Origin of the sequence: Parapedobacter brassicae (genome assembly GCF_051400755.1) — a bacterium.
In the GTDB taxonomy this organism is placed as follows: domain Bacteria; phylum Bacteroidota; class Bacteroidia; order Sphingobacteriales; family Sphingobacteriaceae; genus Parapedobacter.
In genome coordinates this window covers 126,055-145,007 of the sequence record NZ_JBLFFL010000004.1, presented here as the reverse complement: position 1 = coordinate 145,007, position 18,953 = coordinate 126,055, and the positions used below count along the sequence as shown (strand labels likewise).

Annotated in this window: 22 protein-coding genes; 13 read left to right on the top strand and 9 right to left on the bottom strand. The window is 42.4% G+C overall.

Going from position 1 to position 18,953, the window contains the following annotated elements; genetic code table 11:
• Nucleotides 1-9 precede the first annotated feature (9 nt).
• Nucleotides 10-267, top strand: coding sequence for a hypothetical protein (locus ACMGDE_RS13140; protein WP_436833264.1), 258 nt, complete (start codon nucleotides 10-12; stop codon nucleotides 265-267).
• A gap of 17 nt (nucleotides 268-284) precedes the next feature.
• On the opposite strand, the gene ACMGDE_RS13135 is transcribed toward ACMGDE_RS13140, so the two are convergent.
• Together ACMGDE_RS13135 and ACMGDE_RS13130 are read right to left on the bottom strand one after the other, a co-directional pair.
• Entirely contained in the window at nucleotides 285-740 is a 456-nt protein-coding gene (locus ACMGDE_RS13135; protein WP_436833263.1) for a hypothetical protein, read from the bottom strand.
• Between the two features lie 319 nt (nucleotides 741-1,059).
• Nucleotides 1,060-1,230, bottom strand: a complete 171-nt coding sequence (locus ACMGDE_RS13130) for a DUF6934 family protein (protein ID WP_436833262.1) — start codon at nucleotides 1,228-1,230, stop codon at nucleotides 1,060-1,062.
• Nucleotides 1,231-1,457: 227 nt separating this feature from the next.
• Between ACMGDE_RS13130 and ACMGDE_RS13125 the strand changes: the two genes are divergently transcribed.
• The 8 genes from ACMGDE_RS13125 to ACMGDE_RS13090 all read left to right on the top strand — a co-directional run bounded on the left by ACMGDE_RS13125 (nucleotide 1,458) and on the right by ACMGDE_RS13090 (nucleotide 7,405).
• Complete coding sequence (locus ACMGDE_RS13125) at nucleotides 1,458-3,674, top strand: S41 family peptidase (RefSeq protein ID WP_436833261.1); 2,217 nt, start codon at nucleotides 1,458-1,460, stop codon at nucleotides 3,672-3,674.
• 70 nt (nucleotides 3,675-3,744) lie between these two features.
• The gene (locus ACMGDE_RS13120; protein WP_436833260.1) at nucleotides 3,745-4,092 is read left to right on the top strand and encodes a hypothetical protein; all 348 of its coding nucleotides are present in this window, start codon (nucleotides 3,745-3,747) and stop codon (nucleotides 4,090-4,092) included.
• Between the two features lie 40 nt (nucleotides 4,093-4,132).
• Nucleotides 4,133-4,477, top strand: a complete 345-nt coding sequence (locus tag ACMGDE_RS13115; protein WP_436833259.1) for a helix-turn-helix domain-containing protein — start codon at nucleotides 4,133-4,135, stop codon at nucleotides 4,475-4,477.
• A gap of 68 nt (nucleotides 4,478-4,545) precedes the next feature.
• Nucleotides 4,546-5,124 (top strand): hypothetical protein, encoded by a 579-nt coding sequence (locus ACMGDE_RS13110; protein ID WP_436833258.1) that lies wholly within the window; start codon nucleotides 4,546-4,548, stop codon nucleotides 5,122-5,124.
• Between the two features lie 413 nt (nucleotides 5,125-5,537).
• A complete protein-coding gene (locus tag ACMGDE_RS13105) occupies nucleotides 5,538-5,783 on the top strand; it encodes a DUF2493 domain-containing protein (RefSeq protein ID WP_436833257.1) in 246 nt (81 codons plus the stop codon).
• Between the two features lie 95 nt (nucleotides 5,784-5,878).
• Entirely contained in the window at nucleotides 5,879-6,481 is a 603-nt protein-coding gene (locus tag ACMGDE_RS13100; RefSeq protein WP_436833256.1) for an RNA polymerase sigma factor, read from the top strand.
• The gene (locus ACMGDE_RS13095; RefSeq protein ID WP_436833255.1) at nucleotides 6,478-6,921 is read left to right on the top strand and encodes a hypothetical protein; all 444 of its coding nucleotides are present in this window, start codon (nucleotides 6,478-6,480) and stop codon (nucleotides 6,919-6,921) included. Before ACMGDE_RS13100 ends, ACMGDE_RS13095 begins: the two co-directional genes overlap by 4 nt.
• A gap of 46 nt (nucleotides 6,922-6,967) precedes the next feature.
• Nucleotides 6,968-7,405, top strand: coding sequence for a hypothetical protein (locus tag ACMGDE_RS13090; RefSeq protein WP_436833254.1), 438 nt, complete (start codon nucleotides 6,968-6,970; stop codon nucleotides 7,403-7,405).
• Nucleotides 7,406-7,461: 56 nt separating this feature from the next.
• Here ACMGDE_RS13090 and ACMGDE_RS13085 read toward each other — a convergent pair whose 3' ends face one another.
• Nucleotides 7,462-7,698, bottom strand: coding sequence for a hypothetical protein (locus tag ACMGDE_RS13085; RefSeq protein ID WP_436833253.1), 237 nt, complete (start codon nucleotides 7,696-7,698; stop codon nucleotides 7,462-7,464).
• A gap of 86 nt (nucleotides 7,699-7,784) precedes the next feature.
• Between ACMGDE_RS13085 and ACMGDE_RS13080 the strand changes: the two genes are divergently transcribed.
• A complete protein-coding gene (locus tag ACMGDE_RS13080; RefSeq protein ID WP_436833252.1) occupies nucleotides 7,785-8,270 on the top strand; it encodes a Panacea domain-containing protein in 486 nt (161 codons plus the stop codon).
• A gap of 95 nt (nucleotides 8,271-8,365) precedes the next feature.
• Here the strand turns inward: ACMGDE_RS13080 and ACMGDE_RS13075 are convergent, their stop codons facing one another.
• Nucleotides 8,366-9,277 (bottom strand): DUF5655 domain-containing protein, encoded by a 912-nt coding sequence (locus tag ACMGDE_RS13075; RefSeq protein ID WP_436833251.1) that lies wholly within the window; start codon nucleotides 9,275-9,277, stop codon nucleotides 8,366-8,368.
• Between the two features lie 212 nt (nucleotides 9,278-9,489).
• Nucleotides 9,490-10,110 (bottom strand): master DNA invertase Mpi family serine-type recombinase, encoded by a 621-nt coding sequence (locus ACMGDE_RS13070; RefSeq protein WP_436833250.1) that lies wholly within the window; start codon nucleotides 10,108-10,110, stop codon nucleotides 9,490-9,492.
• A gap of 156 nt (nucleotides 10,111-10,266) precedes the next feature.
• Here ACMGDE_RS13070 and ACMGDE_RS13065 point away from each other — a divergent pair, with 156 nt between their 5' ends.
• Entirely contained in the window at nucleotides 10,267-11,064 is a 798-nt protein-coding gene (locus ACMGDE_RS13065) for a TaqI-like C-terminal specificity domain-containing protein (RefSeq protein ID WP_436833249.1), read from the top strand.
• Here ACMGDE_RS13065 and ACMGDE_RS13060 read toward each other — a convergent pair.
• Nucleotides 11,048-14,794 carry a type IIG restriction enzyme/methyltransferase gene (locus ACMGDE_RS13060; RefSeq protein WP_436833248.1) on the bottom strand — a complete coding sequence of 1,249 codons (3,747 nt, stop codon included), beginning with the start codon at nucleotides 14,792-14,794 and terminating at the stop codon, nucleotides 11,048-11,050. The two genes, ACMGDE_RS13065 and ACMGDE_RS13060, sit on opposite strands and share 17 nt — an antisense overlap.
• 185 nt (nucleotides 14,795-14,979) lie before the next feature.
• Between ACMGDE_RS13060 and ACMGDE_RS13055 the strand changes: the two genes are divergently transcribed.
• Nucleotides 14,980-15,807: a HipA family kinase gene (locus tag ACMGDE_RS13055; protein ID WP_436833247.1), complete on the top strand. Its 828-nt coding sequence runs from the start codon at nucleotides 14,980-14,982 to the stop codon at nucleotides 15,805-15,807.
• Nucleotides 15,807-16,631 (top strand): C2 domain-containing protein, encoded by an 825-nt coding sequence (locus ACMGDE_RS13050; protein ID WP_436833246.1) that lies wholly within the window; start codon nucleotides 15,807-15,809, stop codon nucleotides 16,629-16,631. The genes ACMGDE_RS13055 and ACMGDE_RS13050 overlap by 1 nt, the downstream gene beginning before the upstream one ends.
• A 68-nt stretch (nucleotides 16,632-16,699) precedes the next feature.
• Here ACMGDE_RS13050 and ACMGDE_RS13045 read toward each other — a convergent pair whose 3' ends face one another.
• The 3 genes from ACMGDE_RS13045 to ACMGDE_RS13035 all read right to left on the bottom strand — a co-directional run bounded on the left by ACMGDE_RS13045 (nucleotide 16,700) and on the right by ACMGDE_RS13035 (nucleotide 18,884).
• Nucleotides 16,700-17,389, bottom strand: coding sequence for a hypothetical protein (locus ACMGDE_RS13045; RefSeq protein WP_436833245.1), 690 nt, complete (start codon nucleotides 17,387-17,389; stop codon nucleotides 16,700-16,702).
• A 362-nt stretch (nucleotides 17,390-17,751) separates the two neighbouring features.
• Nucleotides 17,752-18,195, bottom strand: coding sequence for a DUF6934 family protein (locus tag ACMGDE_RS13040; protein WP_436833244.1), 444 nt, complete (start codon nucleotides 18,193-18,195; stop codon nucleotides 17,752-17,754).
• A 176-nt stretch (nucleotides 18,196-18,371) separates the two neighbouring features.
• Nucleotides 18,372-18,884 carry a hypothetical protein gene (locus ACMGDE_RS13035; protein ID WP_436833243.1) on the bottom strand — a complete coding sequence of 171 codons (513 nt, stop codon included), beginning with the start codon at nucleotides 18,882-18,884 and terminating at the stop codon, nucleotides 18,372-18,374.
• Nucleotides 18,885-18,953: the final 69 nt, after the last annotated feature.

The following is an 18,953-nucleotide window of genomic DNA, read 5'->3' as shown; positions in this document are numbered from 1 at the left end:
CCGACATTCTTGGACAAGCGGGTTTCCCAGCTTATCTTTGAGGTATCGGAAGTCGCAAAACTAAGGAAGGAGGAACGTATGGCATACGAAGCAACTTTAAAGGCCAAGTGGGATACGCAAAACGCATTTGATTCGGTTAAAAGGGAGACTACGGCGCAAATTGTGAGAAATTTGCTGCTCAACACAAATTTTTCAGTAGAATCCGTCAAGTCCGTACGGATTTGGACAAAAAGAAGAAATAAATATCGTCCCGATGAAAAAGTATAAATTAATACCGTTTTATACTACGGAATCGTTTCAAAGCCACTTATCTTTAATTCACCATTTTCCCTTTTTAGGTAAATCCCTAGCAGCGCGCCCTCGTGTCCTTTTGCCATTTCATCCTTTTTGTGTGTCGTGAAGAAGACGATATAGTCACTTCTTTTGGCTGGGTCATTAGGTGTTTCTTCTATAAAGACATTGTCTGAAACCTTGGCTCTTTGCAACCAATCTGAGGATAATATATCTGCCAGGTTCTCAGCTATAAACTCTTCATTCTTCCTGTTGTACGGCTTCTCATGAATAATAGGGTCCTCCACCTCACAAAGCATGCAATAGATATCCGACGCGAATAACGGACCGCTGCTCTTTGCATTCTCCGGTTTCAAATTAAATAGGTTCTTTAGTACCTGTCCGATCTCTTTATTCTCTAACGCCTCATATTGCTGTCCGATGGTGATTTTGACCGACAGTAAGAGCATTATAATTAAGATGGATTTCGTTAAGTACATTTTAAAATGTTTGTGCCTTCTAAAAACTAGACAGACATATTTTTACTCTTGTTAGGCAATTGCATAGCGAATTGCTGAAGCAGAGGCTGATATCGGGTATATGTTGGTTCATAATTAGTGATGTTGGGTAAATGTACGGAAAATTGCCTTTTTTTTTATAAATTTCATCTTGAGTGTGATTATTTCTTTCCAGGAAAAGTAGGTTGCATCTTCTATGTAAGAACAAGAAATAATATACCTCACCAAGACAGGGGAGAAGTACCACCGGACGGGGTGCAGAAAGAAGCGATCAAGAATGGGTATGGAATGTGAGGGCTCTAAGAGGCAAAAGCAGTTGCCAATTGCCACCCACATAACCATAAACATCCATAATAGGCTCTATCTCGCCCCAATTTGCCGAGATACCCATTTGATACAGTCTCGTTCTTGACGAAACGCACAACCTTATAGATTTTCCCATTTGGTCCAATGCTGTCGAATTCGAAATCGAGATGACTGCTGCCCGTGGCTTCGGCAGCGTCGCATCACCGGGCGCCCACCGCTGCTACGCAGCAAAGGAGTGATCGTGTGCGTCACCAAAACAGGGGAGAAGTATCACCGGGCGGGATGTCGGTATTTGGCGAAAAGTAAGATGAATTTAGCTCGATGTTCTTATATTGCATTATAAAAACTGACACAACCTGTTTTATGAAAAAAATAGCTTCCCTCTTTTTAGTGATGGCTATGGCCATATCGGCAATGTGCCAACCGCCCGATCCTAAGGCTTCGTTTAATTTGGATTTTGAAAATGCGGCAAACGGTATGCCTATTGGATGGAGTGGCTATGGAGGTGGCGAGGGCTATACATTGTCACTGGATTCTGGCCAGGCCAGGAGCGGTAAATACGCGGCAGTGATTGAGTTTGCCGGTGAAAAGGCGGAGTTTAGGGCATGGCAGCTCATCATTCCGGGCAGTTATCCGGGCAGGAAGATCACGCTTTCGGGCTATATGAAAACGGAGCATGTGGAAGGCTTTGCCGGCTTGTGGATGCGCATTGATCCGCAGGTGGCCTTCAATAATATGCAGCAGGAAGGTATCGCGGGCACCACCGATTGGACCCGATACGAGTTTACGCTGGATATGGATCCGGAGAAAACGGAGCGGATCGTGTTGGGCGGTCTGTTGGCCGGTAAGGGCAAGGTTTGGATTGATGGGCTGGTGCTAACGATTGACGGCAAAGATATCTCCACATTGAAACCGCTGGAAGAGAGAAAGCTGCCAGCCCAGCTGGATACCGCGTTTGACAGCGGCTCGCAGATCAGTCTGCCGGTGCTGAATGAGATGCATAAGGAAAACCTGAAGGTGCTGGGTCTGGTATGGGGATTCGTTAAATACTATCATCCGAACGTCGCCAAAGGTGATTTCAATTGGGATTATGAGCTGTTCCGCGTATTGCCTTCGGTAGTGGACGCGGGCAGCGAGACGAAACGGGATGACGCACTGGTGAGTTGGATCAATAAGCTGGGGCCTTTTGAAAAAGGCGCCGTGCAGCGTCCTGCTTCGGCAAAGGTGAAACATGAACCGGACCTGGCATGGATCTCCAACAGTGATTTTTCGGACGAGTTGACTGCTTTGCTGTTGGATGTAAAGGATGCGAAGCGCGACGGCAAGCACTTCTACATTGGCACCCGTCCGGGCGTAGGTAATCCGGATTTTGGAAGCGAGCATGCGTACCCAACCATGCGTGCTGATGACGACGGGATGCGCCTGTTGGCACTGTATCGGTACTGGAACATTATCCAGTACTTCTTTCCGTATAAACACCTGATCGAAGAAGACTGGAAGGATGTGTTGGGCGAGTTTGTACCAAGATTTGCCGAAGCGGATGACCCACAGGCTTATGTGCTTACGGTATTGGAGCTGATCGGCCGGGTGCATGACACCCATGCCAATGTGTGGGGCAACAACCCCTTGCTGAACCGGTTTTTCGGGGAAAAGCATGCGCCGGTGGAAGTGCAGTTTGTGGAGGAGCGGGCCGTAGTAACCGGATACCGGCATGAAGAGTGGGGCAGAGCCACGGGCCTGGAGGTAGGAGATGTCATCACCGCGATAAATGGTAAGGCGGTTGAACAGGTGGTGAAGGATCTGCTCAAATACACGCCAGCCTCCAACTATCCGACGCAGCTGCGCGACATCGCCCCTAAACTCCTGCGCTCAAATGACTCGACCATCCAGGTGGAATTTGTTAGGGAGGGCGGCACGAAAACAGCTATGTTGAAAACGTTCCGCCCTGATCAGCTCACCATGCTCAACCGGTTTGTTAGCAAGGATACGAGCTTCAAGATGATTTCAGATGATATTGCTTACGTGAATAATGGTACGTTGAATGCAGATGACCTGCCAAAGTTCTGGGATAAGGTCAAGCAAAGCAAAGGGCTGATCATCGATAACCGGAACTATCCAATGCATTTTCCGGTCCATGCATTCAGTAAGTACCTGATACCGAAAGCCACCCCATTTGTGATGTTCAGTTATGGAAATCTGCAGCAGCCGGGACTGTTCGTGCTCGGGGCATCAACAACGGCAGGTGCCCTTAACGGAGGATATCAGGGCAAAGTGGTGATCCTTGTCAACGAAGTGACGCAAAGCTCGGCAGAATTTCACGCCATGGCGTACCGGGTGCATCCGAACGCGACGGTAATCGGCTCTACGACTGCCGGCGCCGACGGCGACATTTCACCCATTGCTTTGCCGGGGGACATACGGACCACCATCAGCGGGCTCGGCGTATACTATCCCAATGGTACCGAAACCCAGCGAGTGGGCATTGTCCCTGATGTCGAAGTGAAGCCGACCATCAAAGGCGTCAAGGCTGGCCGCGATGAGGCGCTGGAAAAGGCAGTCGAGTTTATCAACGGGGGATAAACTTAAGGAACCACGTAAGCTGTGTACCATTTGTGGGGATTATATAACACTAAACCTATAGGTTGATTTCATGAAGATCATTCATACCTTTGCGGAAAGGTTGTATGCTATTCATTTTGAAAATGAAGACGAGAACGAATGGCAAAAGCTGATTGAAGTATGGACTGATATAGGATGGTTAGAGGCTTTTTTTGAAGCGCATCGACATGATTTAAGGTATTTTGACCGCATCTCGGTGGAAGAAGCCGTGTTGGAAACCTTGGATGATGCAGATGACTTGTTTGAGCATATTCAAGAGTTAACTAACCATAGCGGGGGATTAGACCATGTATTTAAAAACTTAGACAACGACGAATACCGAGCCACAGAACTCTCAAAAAAAAAGCGAAAGGTTCTTGGAAGAAAACGGCATTATTGATGAGGATACATTCAGGGAATTAGGTATTTAGAATTAGAACATGAATAACGATAACTTAAGTAAATTTCAGCAGCTGGTTTCGGGTGAAGACCTACGTTGGGTTGAAAAAACGAAATGGCGTAAGGAGAATAAGGAATGGTTAAAAAAGTCTGCCTTAATAGCTTTAACGGTTTTAAGGAAATTACGGCATATCGGGATGACCCAAAAGGAATTTGCCGAGCAGCTGGGGGTATCTGCACAACACATCAGTAAAATATTGAAAGGGCGTGAGAATCTTACCTTGGAGACCATTTGTAAAATGGAGGCCGTTTTGGGGGTTGAATTAGCAAGCGTACTTCAATATGTTACTACCGCACAGGTCGGAAAGAAGGAACCAATCAGGTAAGCCGCCTTGTGTCATAAACCATGTTTGGAATCCAGTCCATGCGCTTCCTCACCAAATTGATTTGCAGTATGAGACCGTTGTTTTTGTTTTTTTTCTCGATCACAACAGCATTAGCTCAACAACCTGATTCGGTTGACCGGCAAATTCCCGAAGGCTATCGGATTTTTTATGTCAATGACTCGGTTGAATATATTGTTATAGGAAAAAAAGACAACCGGTTGTTTGGTACTCCAAGGAACGATGGCAGTGCCGAAGCAATGTCTGCCAATGAAAATTTTCTTAAGAACAATGCTATAGAGATTGTTTGGATGTTGGATCGGTCAATTAGTCTCGAGAGGGTGAAGGAACTGTATAGGCAAAATCCCAAGGGACGATTGGGAGTAATCCTCTATTTTACGCCCGAGCCCAAACTCAAAGAGATCTATTTTAACTTCAGGGGCTTTGGGGGTAAAGTTCCACTCGCGTTTGACGAAATAGACATGCTTAATGTTTTTATAAGCAACAACATCGGTGCATGGTATCAAGAGCATGATCGCGTATTCGAGCAATTGGTGCAACGTCAATATTACATTGAGTGGCCTTGGGATCTTATGGTTCAGAAATTATTGGAATATAAAAAGGGGGCATTTCGTTTGGATGTCTTATGAATTTTGATATCGTTGATTTCCTTTCAAAAAAGCGGTAAAATATTAGATGGCATCGGTACGGAACCTGACATTACCATCGAACGAGATTTAAATCAAGTACTTTTTAAAGAAGATTATCAACTCGAAAAAGTAAAGGGTTCATGCCCTTTACTCGTTTGATCTACTTTGTTATTTTTCATCGACAAAAAGCAGGTCTTAAATTCACCTATTTCAATTTTCTGGACAGCATAATCGCTGATGTAAGTTTTATTAAAGGATAAAGTTTTACGCGATATTTGGTAAAGTCCAGCGTAACCTAATAATCTGCTGAGCCTGCCGAATGTCCTTAACTAGCTTATTAAAGATTCACCGAATTTTTTGGCCAACCGCAAATTGGCTGCGTTGTATCCATCTTACTTTGCAAAAAAGTAACGATGAAAACAGCTATTATTGGAAGCCGCACGTTTACGGACTACGAATTTTTAAAGGAAAAACTTCAACACATCGAAGGTATAACGCAAATCATTTCAGGGGGCGCTATGGGAGCTGATCGTCTTGCCGAACGTTATGCTGCCGAATATGGTATCGATATTGTCCTGATTAAGCCCGATTGGAAGACCTATGGAAAGGCCGCGGGGCTACGAAGAAATGATGTGCTGCAGGCATCGTGTTTTTCATGAGAATAATAAGAAGAAAAAGAAAAAAAACAAAAGCCCGGAAATAACCCATTACATTATGTTGCAACTTTTTTCCAGAGTTGCCGTCCAATCCATTAGTGAACGCAACAGCAACAGGTAGCCTCTCCGATAAGGACTGGGTCAAAAAGATCATGGATGGGGACCGCGATGCCGCGAGCTTGCTGATCCGGCACACCGATAAGCTCGTGGCCCAGATCGTCTACAAAATGGTCGGCAACCACCCCGAGCGAAAAGATCTCATCCAGGATGTCTACCTGAAAACGTTCAAGAACCTGCCGCGATTCCGCTTCCAGTGCAAACTGTCCACCTGGGTGGCCCAAATCAGTTACAACACCTGCCTAGACCATTTGCAGAAATCCAGGCCGCAACCGGCCCGGCTACCTTTGGACCAGGACGAGCAGGAAAGCAATCAAGCAGCAGTAGAAACCAGCCAGGATAGCCTGGACGCCAGCCAGCTGCTGTCCCATAAACAACGGGTAGAGATCCTGGAAGCCACCAGCGCCAGCCTACCGCCCATCTACCACACGCTCATCACACTATTTCATAAGCAGGAGCTTAGTATCGAAGAGATTTCCGAGATCACCGAGCTGCCTGCCGGAACCATAAAAAATTACCTGTTCCGGGCAAGAAAAGTGCTCAAGGAACGCTTACTCAATCAATACAAAAAGGAGGATTTATGACAAGCGAACACGTAACCGAGCAGGAACTCCAAGATTACGCATACTTGGGTATAACAGATGAAAAAAACTGGGCACACCTCTCCACTTGCACTTTCTGTAAAGCGCAAATCAGCGCCTACCAGTCCCTATATCGCCAGATCCAGCAAACTGAAACGCCGCAAATCGACCTCGAAACCGAACTTTTCATCCTTGACCGGCTGCCTGAATACAGCAGGACTGACAAAAAAGAAAATTGGTACTTCTACGGCTCGCTAGTTACAGCAGTTACCCTAATCACCGGAACCACCATCGCATTATGGGGAACCCTGCGCTGGGCATTTACAGGCATCACCCTTCTTGCAATTGCAGCGGCTCTGGTGCTCGCCACGGGGGTGCTGTTCATGCAGCTGGCAGCTATCCTAAACACCTACCGCAAACGATTAAAAGCTATCGGCGAATAAACTGCAACTTGAATTAAGCATAACCGTCTCATCAAATAACAGACATATGAAACCGACACTATTCATAAATATCGTAAACCAGCAGCCATACTCAGCTTACAAAGATGGAAGTGGCTTTACGCTAGCCGATGGGATGTATATCCCAGAGGTATTCGTACGTACTATCATCATCATCATCTTATTTTACATCTTTGCTAGCTTTCTGCTGACCCTGGTCCGCATACTGCTTAACTACCGCCTGAAAAGCAAAATGATCCGGATGGGCATCACAAGTGATGAAGCTAAAAAAATGCTTAATTTAGGCATTGAACAAAAGGATCATGCCGTTAAGTGGTGCCTGCTGTTACTGAGCGCAGCTATCGCCTTTGCCTTGATCAGCCGCTTGCCATTTGGCTGGCTATCAGTAGCCACCATTACCCTCAGTTTATCACTGGGTTATGTGGCGTATTATATCTACTTGAAGAATAAAAAAGACAAACCATAAATAAGAACGGTTGATCGGCTTATCGTTAATCCCCTTTTGCCTGGTCTCCCCCTTACCTATTTATCGACGGTTATCAATTCCAGTAATTGATTGTATGATAATATTACCGTCTCCAATTCAAAGTTAGGGATCACGTCTATAGAAATCGTTACGCCGTCGGCAGATTTTGACACCGGTTTTTGCGAACCATGCAATGGCTTGGACACCACGTAGGGCGCTGCGTCTTTGTTGAAGAAAAGCACAATATGCTGCAACGTATTTTCTTCAATGCGGCTTACCGATGATGTCTTCAAAATAGTCTACCGGGTCGAAGTTGATTGATATAGGTATACTAACCTGTGCAGATACACTGCACATTCGTACCCTATTGTTGCAGACTATGCTTAAAACGTATGCTGAACAGAAGGTAGAAAATACCCTTATATATTTAGCTGAGCGAATCCAGCCCCTGAGTGTGCAGAAAGTAACTATATTGTTGTGCCTGGCTGATGAACGGGCGGTTAGAAGAACAGGAGCTCCGATATTGTGGCTATCTTACAGGGCCGAGATAAACGGCCCTACATTGGTGCGTTCACTCCGATGGCAATTGTTAAAGCCACCTATCAGAACGTTTATTGACGATGAATTTTCAGACTGCGACATCGATATTTTACAGGATATTGTCAATGACTATGGACGATATCTTGACGAGGAACTGATTGAAGTTCTGATAAATGAAGACACACTTTGGAGCCGAAGAAGGAAAACTTCAGGAGCGCTGATTGATTTCACCGAGCTCTTAGATACCGATTATAAAAAGGCTGTGTTTGAAATGGCATATCAATCCAATGTGATGGAATCCAACCTGCGAACCATTCATATCTAAAAGAGGACAACATTTTTTATCACGTATCTTGTCGCGCTTCGGCTGTTTGGATACTAAAAAATCCTTTTGGGTCATCTTGGCTTCTTCGTTGCTCATCACCCTTTTATGCTTTGCTTCACCAAACTCATGATATACTCCAAGTGCTTATCATCCGACACCTGGATTTGATAATCACCATTACCCCAGTGTCCGGTTGAGGAAACGTCGACGACAATTTTCCGAGGATCATCGAGCTGGCCTCGCTTGAGGTTAATCCAGATTTTGAGTGAACCTTTAAGTAAGCAGATATCGCTAAATATTTTACCGTTATGTGTAAATCCTATCTCTAGCTTTTTCGGTTTGATATCGATATTGTCAGCAAGGTTTAGTATGGCTTCTTTAAAGCGCTGATATAGCTCAACCATTTCCTCCGAGCTGCGTTCGTAGTGGTCTTTTTCGGTGTATTCCTTAATTTCCTTGCTTACCTGTGCCAGCGAATCGCTTTGCGGAGCCAGCTGTTTGATGCTCGGAGCAGAAGCCGATTTACGGACCACATTGACTAGTAGCGTACTGTTTTCAAAACGCTTCACTTCCCATAGCTCTATGGCCAGGTCTTTAAAGTTAGTGGCCTGTTTCTGATTTTCTGTAAATGAGGACGCGACAAAGGCCACCCGCGTTTGGCTCCAATCAATCTCGCTGCGAGTCATATTGGCCTTTAGGCTCTCGTTGTATTCAACGATAAATTCCGCTTTGTTTTCCAACATCAGGTTCAGGTAGGCGATGCCCTGGTCCACCACGCTGTTGCTCTTATCTCGTTTATACTCGATAATGATAAATGCGCAAGCGTCCGGGTCAAAAGCCAGCGTGTCGATACGTCGGTTTTTGACCGAAAACTCCGACTTTACAAGCCTTAATCCCATAAACGTGTCGAGATTATCCTCAAACACCTGTTGGATATCTTTTTCCAGTTTGAATGGCTTTTCTCCGAGCTCTTCGGCTTTCCCTTGGTTAATGGTGAATAATGGCATGGTGTTCTAATGATTGATCAAAGCTAAGGAATTTGCATCTTTATGGAATTAAAAAAACATAACGAATGGTAAGATAGCACATTTTGGATAAAATTATTAGAGCATTGAGTGAAAGTTGCCGATTCTGCATAATCAGCGAGAACCCGGGGCTGACAGTCACTCAGTGTTCAATGGAGCCGTAGGGCGATTTGCTTATGTTTACCGATAAGCTATCAGTTGAAAAGTCTTACCCGTAATGAGTTAGGATTACTTTTGACAAAGTTGGATACCGTCAGACGATGAACCCCTAGGATACGTCCGATGGCGGAATATGACACTTGCTTGTCGAGCAATTCTTGAATTTTCTTTTCTTGGCCCGTCAACTTCAATTTGGTGTTTTTTCGGCCTATTGGGCGGCCAAGCACGACGCCTTCAGCACGTTTCCGGGCTAATGCTTCCTTGGTTCTTTGAGAAATAAGATTACGTTCAATTTCTGCGGATAGACCAAAGGCGAATGCCAGTACCTTGGAATTGATATCGCTGCCAAGTCTATAGTTGTCCTTGATTGTCCAAACGAGAATATCACGGTTCATGCATTCATTTAAGACACCCATTATCATCAATAGATTCCTGCCCAAGCGCGACAATTCGGAGCAGATCAATATGTCTCCCTTTTTCATGCGTTTTAGCAGCCGTCCAAGCTTTCGATCTTCTACATTTTTTGAGCCTGAGATGGTTTCCTCAATCCATCGGTTGACCACTACCTTGCTTCGTCCACAAAAATCATTGATTTCAAATCGCTGGTTTTCTACTGTTTGCTTGTCTGTGCTTACCCGAATGTAACCGTAAATCATAGCTAAATCTGTCTAAAAATGTTATACAATACTGGTTTAAATTATACGTGAGTGGACTAAAATAAAACAAAGCTTTTTTGTGGCACAAAAACGAGCATTTTTTTTAGGCAATCGGCTTCTATTTGCCAGTTTCCAATCGATTCGAGCTGGGTAATTTTGAGTGGGATAGAGCAATGTATCAAAGCAAAAATTGAAGCTATCGGAACGCCACTTAAAGACTGGGATATCAACATTTACAGGGGTATTTTAACAGGGTACAATGAAGCATTTATCATCGATGGAAAGAAGCGGCAGGAACTTATAGACAAGGATCCTAAATCAGATGAAATTATACGACCCTTATTGAGGGGACGCGATATCAAACGATATTCATATGAATTTGCTGATTTACATCTGATTACGACGTTTCCAAGTCTAAGGGTAGATATTGAGCGGTATCCTGCTATAAAACAACACCTTATGTCGTTCGGATACGATAGACTTAAGCAGAATGGCGATAAAGGTGCTCGAAAAAAGACTAATAATCAGTGGTTTGAAACACAAGATAGTATAAATTATTGGGAGGATTTTTATCGTCAAAAAATAGTTTGGGGAGAAATTTCCGATAATGCGAATTTTGCTTTAGATGATAACGACAAGTATTTTGTAAACAATAAATGTTACCTACTAACTGGCCCCAAACTTGAATATTTAGTATCTTTTCTGAATTCTCGCTTGGCCGAGTACTTATTTTCTAAAATTGCTACGACTACTGGGGTTGGAACTCTCCAATGGTCTAAATTCACAATAGAGCAGTTACCTGTTCCGGTTATAGAAGAAGGGCCAGAGCAAGAATTCATACAGCTATTGCCCCAACTAATAGAAGGATCGATAGATAAAACTAAAATCGATACCTTAGTTTACGAAGTTTGCGGGCTTACAGTAGAAGAAATCAAATTCATTGAAGCTCAATAAATTTTATCTCATCCGAACTAAGCTGAAATTCCTTGTAAATTAAGTGGTCAATTTCACTAGAAAGATCTTTATAGCTACGTTTATTTTCAATGCAGTCAATGATTTTTAAGACTATACTTTCATATTCTAACTGTTTTTCTAAACTCAGTCTGGGCACAATAAGTTGCTCAATAGTAAATTTTTTCCATCGTACTGTACCGACTCCTGTTGTCGTGCCAATTTTGGAAAAGAAATATTCCGAAAGTTTCGAATTCAAATAGCCTACCAAATAGAGTATGGATTCACCAACCATGAGAAAAGTGGTAGCTTCATTGAAATATTTTCCCTCCAATTCTATTGAAAATTTCGTGCGATCAGAAATTTCACCCCATATAATTTTCTGTTTATAAAAATCCTCCGTATAAGCACAATTCCTCAGATTGTATGGAGTATCTCCTCTGTCAGTCCGTTTTTCTAATTTCAGGTAGAATTGGTCAAGGTGTCTTTTAATTGCTGGATAACTCGTTATATCTATTGGTTTTACACCTTTGTCCTTAATGCCATTATGGGCATTTATTAACCACAAATCCGCAAAGTCATACCCATATCTTTTTATATCCCTGCCACGTAAAATGGGTCGTATAATTTCATCACTTTTAGGGTCTTGTTCGATCAGTTCTTTACGTTTTGCACCGTCAATGATAAAGGCTTCGTTATAACCTGTTTTTATGCCGTAATTGATTTGGATGTTCCAATCTTTTAACGGTGTTCCGATACGCTCGATTTTTTCCTTTATACTCTTCTCAATAGAAGAGAAGATCACCCAACTATCTGAATTGTTGAACTCGGCCAATGTCAGGTGTTGCCTAAAAAAAACGCTCAAATTATTTAACACCTTTTCTTTGATAATGCAAGCTTGTGTTTGTTGTCTATTTTTATCCTTGGCAAACATCAATATGTTCGTGTCAACGGTGGCAGTATCAAAGATTTGCGCACCACCAAAATCAATCAAGATCATTGGGTTTGTTTTCTCCGCAAAGAATCTGCGGAGACTTTCTCCATAGGCGGCGCGCATCCATTTGCTCGACGTAATGAAAGTAAGTAATCCTTTAGAGCGTAGAATACGAAAACCAAGCTCATAAAACAAGCTATAGATGTCTCCGGTCTTGGCATAAGTTTCATAGTTCATCTTTAGCAACACTTCGCTCTCGGAGCCCATCTTTTGCAATTGGATATACGGGGGATTGCCGATCAATGCATCGAAGCCGATGTAATTCCCCTCGTCGTCAAGTACTTCTGGAAACTCAAAACGCCATTCAAATGCATTCTTGAAACTGGCATTATTCAAGATTTCGTCTTTTGTTTTCTGGGCTTTTTCTGCCTTTGTTTTAAGCTTTTTAAGATTTTCTTTATCGGCTTTGCTTAGCTTTTCGCCAAATAGCAGCAGGTTTTGTTGTCGTAGTTCCTCCTGCTCAAATTTGCCTTTGCTTTTCTGTATTTCCTCAATGACTTTTTTATCGAGGGTAGATTGGAAATTGTTCTTGATGGAGTCAATAATATCTTGTATTGCCCGTTTCTTGTTTTTTGAGTTTGTCTCTTTATATTCGTTGACCGCTAATTTATATTCCTCTATGGAATGGTTGATTTCCTTATTCTTAAAAGCGGCCTTCAGGCTATCCTCGAGTGCGAATCGATGGACCAAAGAGTTGCCATGCTTAATGTTGATATCGATGTTGGGTAAGGTCTGCAGCTCGCCATCGCCGGTATAATAGGCATGCTTAAGGAGTTCGATCCATAGGCGCAATCGACAGATATTAACCGAGTTCGGATTGATATCCACACCAAAAAGGCAGTTTTCAATTATAGTCTGTTTTTCGTGGAAGATTGCTTTTTGCAGACGCAGACTATTAGGGTATTCTCGTTGATATTCAAACAGTTCTCCGTGCGCATCCAGGATGTACAGTTCGTCGTTTTCGATAGTTACTTCGCAGGGTAGCTGCCGACCCTGCTCATCAATCAATATTCCGAGTTCGCTTTTAATGGCGATCAATTCATTCAATGCGGAAACCAGGAAATGCCCCGAACCCACGGAAGGATCGCACACCTTGATGGAGTTTATGATTTCGTTGAAGCGGCGAACGTCTTCTTTTTTGAAGAAACGTGCGCAGTACGATTTCACATCATCAAAATCGTTGATGTTTTCGTTTTCAGATTCTTTGAATTTCTGGACAACGATTTTACGTAGCGTCTCCCGACACATAAACATGGTGATGGCGCCCGGTGTATAGAATGACCCATCCTTGTAACCGTTTATTTTTTCGAAGATTAGCCCCAGGACTGATGCGTTGATCAGGGTCTTTCTATCCTGTTTGTCATCGATCTCCGCGCCCGCTTCGGTCGAGAAATCATAGGCGTCCAAGAATCGAAAAAGGTATTCAAGCGTGTTGAGTTTGCCTTTGAATTTGCGGTCGGAGCTATCTTTGAGAATTGTAGAAGCGTACACCTCCATTTGCTCGTCCTTCAAGGCTGTGATGTCAAATGTAATGCTCTCCAAGTTAGTATGCTCGAATAGGCTACTATTCAGGTAGGGGATATGGTTAAATTTTCCAGCATACTTTTGGTGTCGCTCGCTAGCAGGCTTCGCCAGAGCCGAGAAAAACAAGTCGTTGAGCTCGTCAAATCCTTTTATGAAATCGACATTCAAAAATTTGAAGTCGGTAAGGTTATTGTTGTAAGTCAGCAATTGCGACTCCAATAGTTTGAGAAACAGGATACGGTTTACCCAAGTGAGGCATAATTCTAAGCCTATTGTGAATGACTTGTTTTCGTCATTCTGGACATCCCTAACGCGGTTCAAATAGTCCTTGTCTTCCAGTGTGAAAATTGTATTTTCAATTAAAGAACCATAATCCCTTTCTTCATTTTTCTTTCGTTGGATAACGCGCTTAGAATTCTCTTTAACCTCTTCAAGGCCGATAATATGCAGTAGCTCGTTGTAGAACTCTTTGTTGAGCTGGTTGCTATCGTTTCCAAAGCTTTTGCCCAATAGGTGTACATCTGAGAATAGTTTGTAAATATTCACCAATTCCCGCTCCCGGATTTCAATGATATTTCTATTCCGGAAATCTACGTGTACGAAGGGAAGCTTATCTTTTACTATCTCGATATATTTCGAGGCTATCTCTTTGTAAAAAAGCTCATTCTTCGAGGTATCTTTTAAGCCATCACGAAATCGTTCATATTCTTTTACCAAGGATTTATTCTTGTAGAACAACTCGTAAAAATCTTCGCCTTTGAAAAAGAACCATTCCATCCCATTGGTAATAATAAGATGCTTAATATTGTTGTTTTTCAGGTTGATGCGTTCGCGTAGGTAATACAAAAGTAATTCCTGTAAACCTTTTCTATTCAGGTTATTTGGGGTCGGAAATTCAGCTCTATTACTTGGACGCTTTGCTTCGATGACAACCCCTGCATCGGTATTGGCATCTTTGCCCAGGTAGATGGCTAGGTCGATGCGACCTTTAGTGTTGATTTCATGTTTACCGTAAAACGTATCTTCCAGAAACCGCTTGATTGGCGACTTAAGGTGTTCTTCGCTTTCGTTTTTCTCGTCGATGATTTTGATGGCGGTAATGCATTTATCGAGTTTGATAATGAAGTCCTCGATGGCTCTCCGCAGTGGTTTGAATTTTTTGTATGCCGGGTTTATAGCTTTGCGTAGGTCAATTTGGTTTATGGTTTTGGTCATCTTTTATATTTTAATATTCCTCAACGAGTTTCAAAAAGCCAATATACTACAATTCTATTAATTCAATAAAATAGGGTCGCTTCCGATTCGATGAAGTTGTTGTTTATTTTGATTGTGCTTTTCACTCAGTTGTTGTTCCTTCTCATTCAAATACATATATTTACCGCAACTAACTGCTTTTACCTTTGCTACCCTCAAGAGTATCCGTATCATCCATAAGCCGAGCAATAGAAACCGGCGGAAGCAGGCCCGTTGTGGTAATGGCGGACGATTTTGAAGAATACCTCTGTAAATACGATTCCAATAGCAAACTAATTAACGAATACTGTGCCCTCTGTTTTCTTGGTGCTTGGGGAATACCCCACTTGCCGGGAGCATTCGTAAAAATATTGCCGGAACATATAAATCCGGAAATCATTTCAAATCGGACCCAACCCCACCATTTCAATAAGCCGATTTTTGGGCTGCGTTATCAGAATGAGGTGATAGATGTTTCCAATTTGATGGTCGGGCTCAAGGGGAATTACCGCGAGCTCGGCAAGTATCAAAGCAGAACGATTTTTTTGAAGATCGCTTTGTTTGACCTGTGGCTTGCAAATACCGATAGAAGTGTAAATAATTATAATTTGTTGGTGCAGCCTAAGAGCGACCGTTTTGAGATTGTGCCTATAGACCACACTGAAATTTTCGATGGTTGCCGGTTAGGGCAGCAAATCGCCCAGCTTACCCCAGAAGACAGCATCTTATACGCTGATTTGGCGCACGTTTTGTTATATAACCCCAAGAAAATAGCAAAGGAAGCCAATACGATATTGGATAACTTTCCTACCTTTGTATCAAATTGCGGTGGTATGTTGTCCACAATCATCGCAGCGATGCCGGTTGCATGGTGCGCTGATAAAAAGCAATTAGAATACCAAATCCGCAGCGCCGTCATCGAAAGCAAGACTTGGTTGGCTGATACCAAAGCCAATTTCAGGGAGCTGGTGGCAGCACTAACAAAAGGAGCATGATGAAAACGTTTTATTCCATCTTGTATTGCAGTATTCGTCCTAATCAGGACGAACGCATCACTATTGGCCTGTTCATGGCTGACGGTGTCCGATGTTATTTTGCGTATGCTGCTGATAAATTGAATGTGATCAAAGACTTGTTGCCCGATGGAGTATACCAGCTTGTTAAGTCAAACCTACGGTCTATTGAGCAACTTGCATCGTCGTGCCAGGCTGACGTACTTAAGGGACACACGGGCCATCGCTTTTTGAGCGAAAGCTATTTGGATTACCTCTCGGTATATGCAAACAATTTAATCACTTTCTCCAAGCCGGTACCGCTCAATACGGAGCTTAGCGAGGAGACGTTCAATAAATTGTTTGAAAAGTTTGTGTTTGCCTTACCTAAGCAGCAAGTAAAGGGGCATGACCCCATTGCATATGTGAAGAAGCGTTTGATAAAGACAATCGGTGGATATGTCAATTTTGATGTGGAGCTTACTGAAAAAGACATAACCGGGTTAATCGTTCCATCGAAGGTAGCGTTTATTGGCAAGAATGATGTAAAAGTAGTAGGGGAGATAAGTGATTTCAATAAAGCGCTACACGTGCTCAAGCTTCAAATTGGCGCACATCTATTTTTGGTCGATACCATCAAGCAGAAAGATAAGGACGCCAAATTTTTCTTCGTAGGTGATGAACCCCCCAAAAAGCTGAAAGACCACCACGACATCTGGAAAAATCTAAAGTCGTTTAAGCCGATTCAATTGGTGCCAACCAAAGAGATGCAGCAAATTGAGGAGTACGTGACCGAGCACGGTGTGTCTCCGTATTTTGAATCCTGAAGGATTGAATTTAAATCACACGAAACGGTTGTCCTTCGTTGACAAAACGAACCAGTTTGTTCCCAGTTCTAAAAAACGGCTGGTTCTGCGTCACTGTTAAATGCCTTGTATCTTAAATTCAAATGTGCGTCTGTCCTTCCAATATAACATAAATTGGATAAATCGCCAATCTCGAAGTTTAGCGGCTTGTTATTGTTATTCTCCACATAGATACGAAACTCGTTTTGACCTTCGTATTTTTTACGTTTGCAAAATTGGTCGAGCTTTCCTTCATACTTGTCATAATCCAAATATCTAACCGGGAAGTATGTCGGGTTGAACCCAGCCATTTCAAGATGCGTGACCAGTCTTCTAATAAACTCCCGGGGGTTGTTGATTACAGCCATATATTCTGTAGACGCAAACGTGTCTCCCAAGGGTAAAATTCCGTGATCATCTTTATAGTGTTTCTCTAATAGATTTTCATCTCCACCATACAGACAGTAGATGTTGCCCTCAATTTTTTCTGTTGGATAAGCATGAGCAATGCCTTTCATAGCAAAAGAAAACTTCTTGTTGCCCTGTTTTCCAGAAATAATAGCGTCTTTTAAATGCTTTAAGAACACTATGCCTTCGTATTTATCTCCGATTAATGTCTCCTGCGGAAGCTTACGGATGGAGTCTAATGTATTCATGTAAATCTGTCCTTTTTCCCGCAGAGATTCGATATGTTCGTGTTTGCCAAATTTTAAGAAAAACCTATACTTGTATTCTGCCATGTTATCTTATTTATAAATAAATATAAGAAAATTGACAAGTAATATCAGCGATTGGGACACGTAATATGTCGAAATCTAGTGGTAATCTCATAGGCCAAATTTTATCTTAGGCTTAGGTCCAAAAATAGAAAAATTACTGAATGGCAGTAAGGCCCCTCACTTATGGGTTACACGGCAAAAATGGTGAAGACTACCACTCTTTGGGTAATCCCACTGTCTTCAGGATGTGGTTAGCCTTGTCAACCTTATCCTTAAACAAATCTATGTTACGATATTTGTTTAAATCCTTGTTGACAGTGAAATCTGCTTTTTCCTTTTTGCTCTTCGATTTGTTATTCTTAAGCACGCTCATATTTACAAAGTTACAAATTTTTTCGTTTTACAATAAAGGCTTCGTAAGTTGTTTTTTTATTAAAGCGTTCCCATTTTTTTGATTTTAAGCCATATATTTGAAAATCCTTTTCTATATCGTCCAGATTATTGGAAATACCCATTTGATAAAGTCGGGTTCTGGCTTTAGTGCTCCTCGTTGCAATGATTGATACTCCAGGATAATGGTTTGTAAAATGGTAGACCGTCGCGGTAACTGTTGCCAATACTTTTTGGCTATTGCCATTATTAGTTACAACCAAATCGTCTACTTCATTCGTTTCTAGATTTTTGTCACCGAAACCCAAATTGAAGAGATTTTTCAGGTTGGTTTCGGAATACTTCACAATTTTGTGGACACCTCTTGGTCCAACGCTAGTAAACTCATATACAGTATGTTTGTCATCAATTTCGATATGGTATCGGTCGTCAAACATAACTTACTCACCCTCTTTCCAACAACCGCACAATCTTCTCATTCATTGCAATTATATCTTGATGAGCTTGATAACGAACCAGTGCTTTTTGCTAGTATATTTTGGTTCTGTAAAGATAAAATTTTTAGCAATTCAAATCAAGAAAATTTTGGAAAATTATTAACAGCGAGGATCCACTACTTCCTCCTATACACATACCTTCTCGGCTTCGAGGGGTGAGGTTGTCTGGCAATCCGCTCTGCATTACGGTTCATCGCCAAGGATATGTAAGAGCTCGAATATTCCCAACCACGTTCTTCAAAAATATGACTGATACTACTAACGTCAAGCCCACTGGTTTTAAATGACTCATTTTCCAGTAGTTCAAAATTGATGGCATAGGTAATAGAGGGCCTTTCTTCAAGAATTTTGCTATATTCGGTGTTGCCTTTGTGCTTGGCGATCAGCTTGTCCCTGAACCTTCGGTCTACTTCTACTTCCTTGTTGTTAATGCTGGACAGCGATTTCCCGAAGAAATCACACGATTTATTGATATTATCAAAGCTGAACGCTGCCTCACTCTTCTTTATACGCTTGATTTGTTTGTCGGAAACATCTAACAGATTGGCAAAGCTGACGTCCGTCAATCCTGAATAATCCAGCAATTTGAAGATATTCTGCCGGATCATTTCCTTGTTTAAATTAGCCATATGGCTAATGTCATATAGCATGTAATTACAAAAAGTGACATAATTTTCTTTTTTTGAATCCTAATCGTT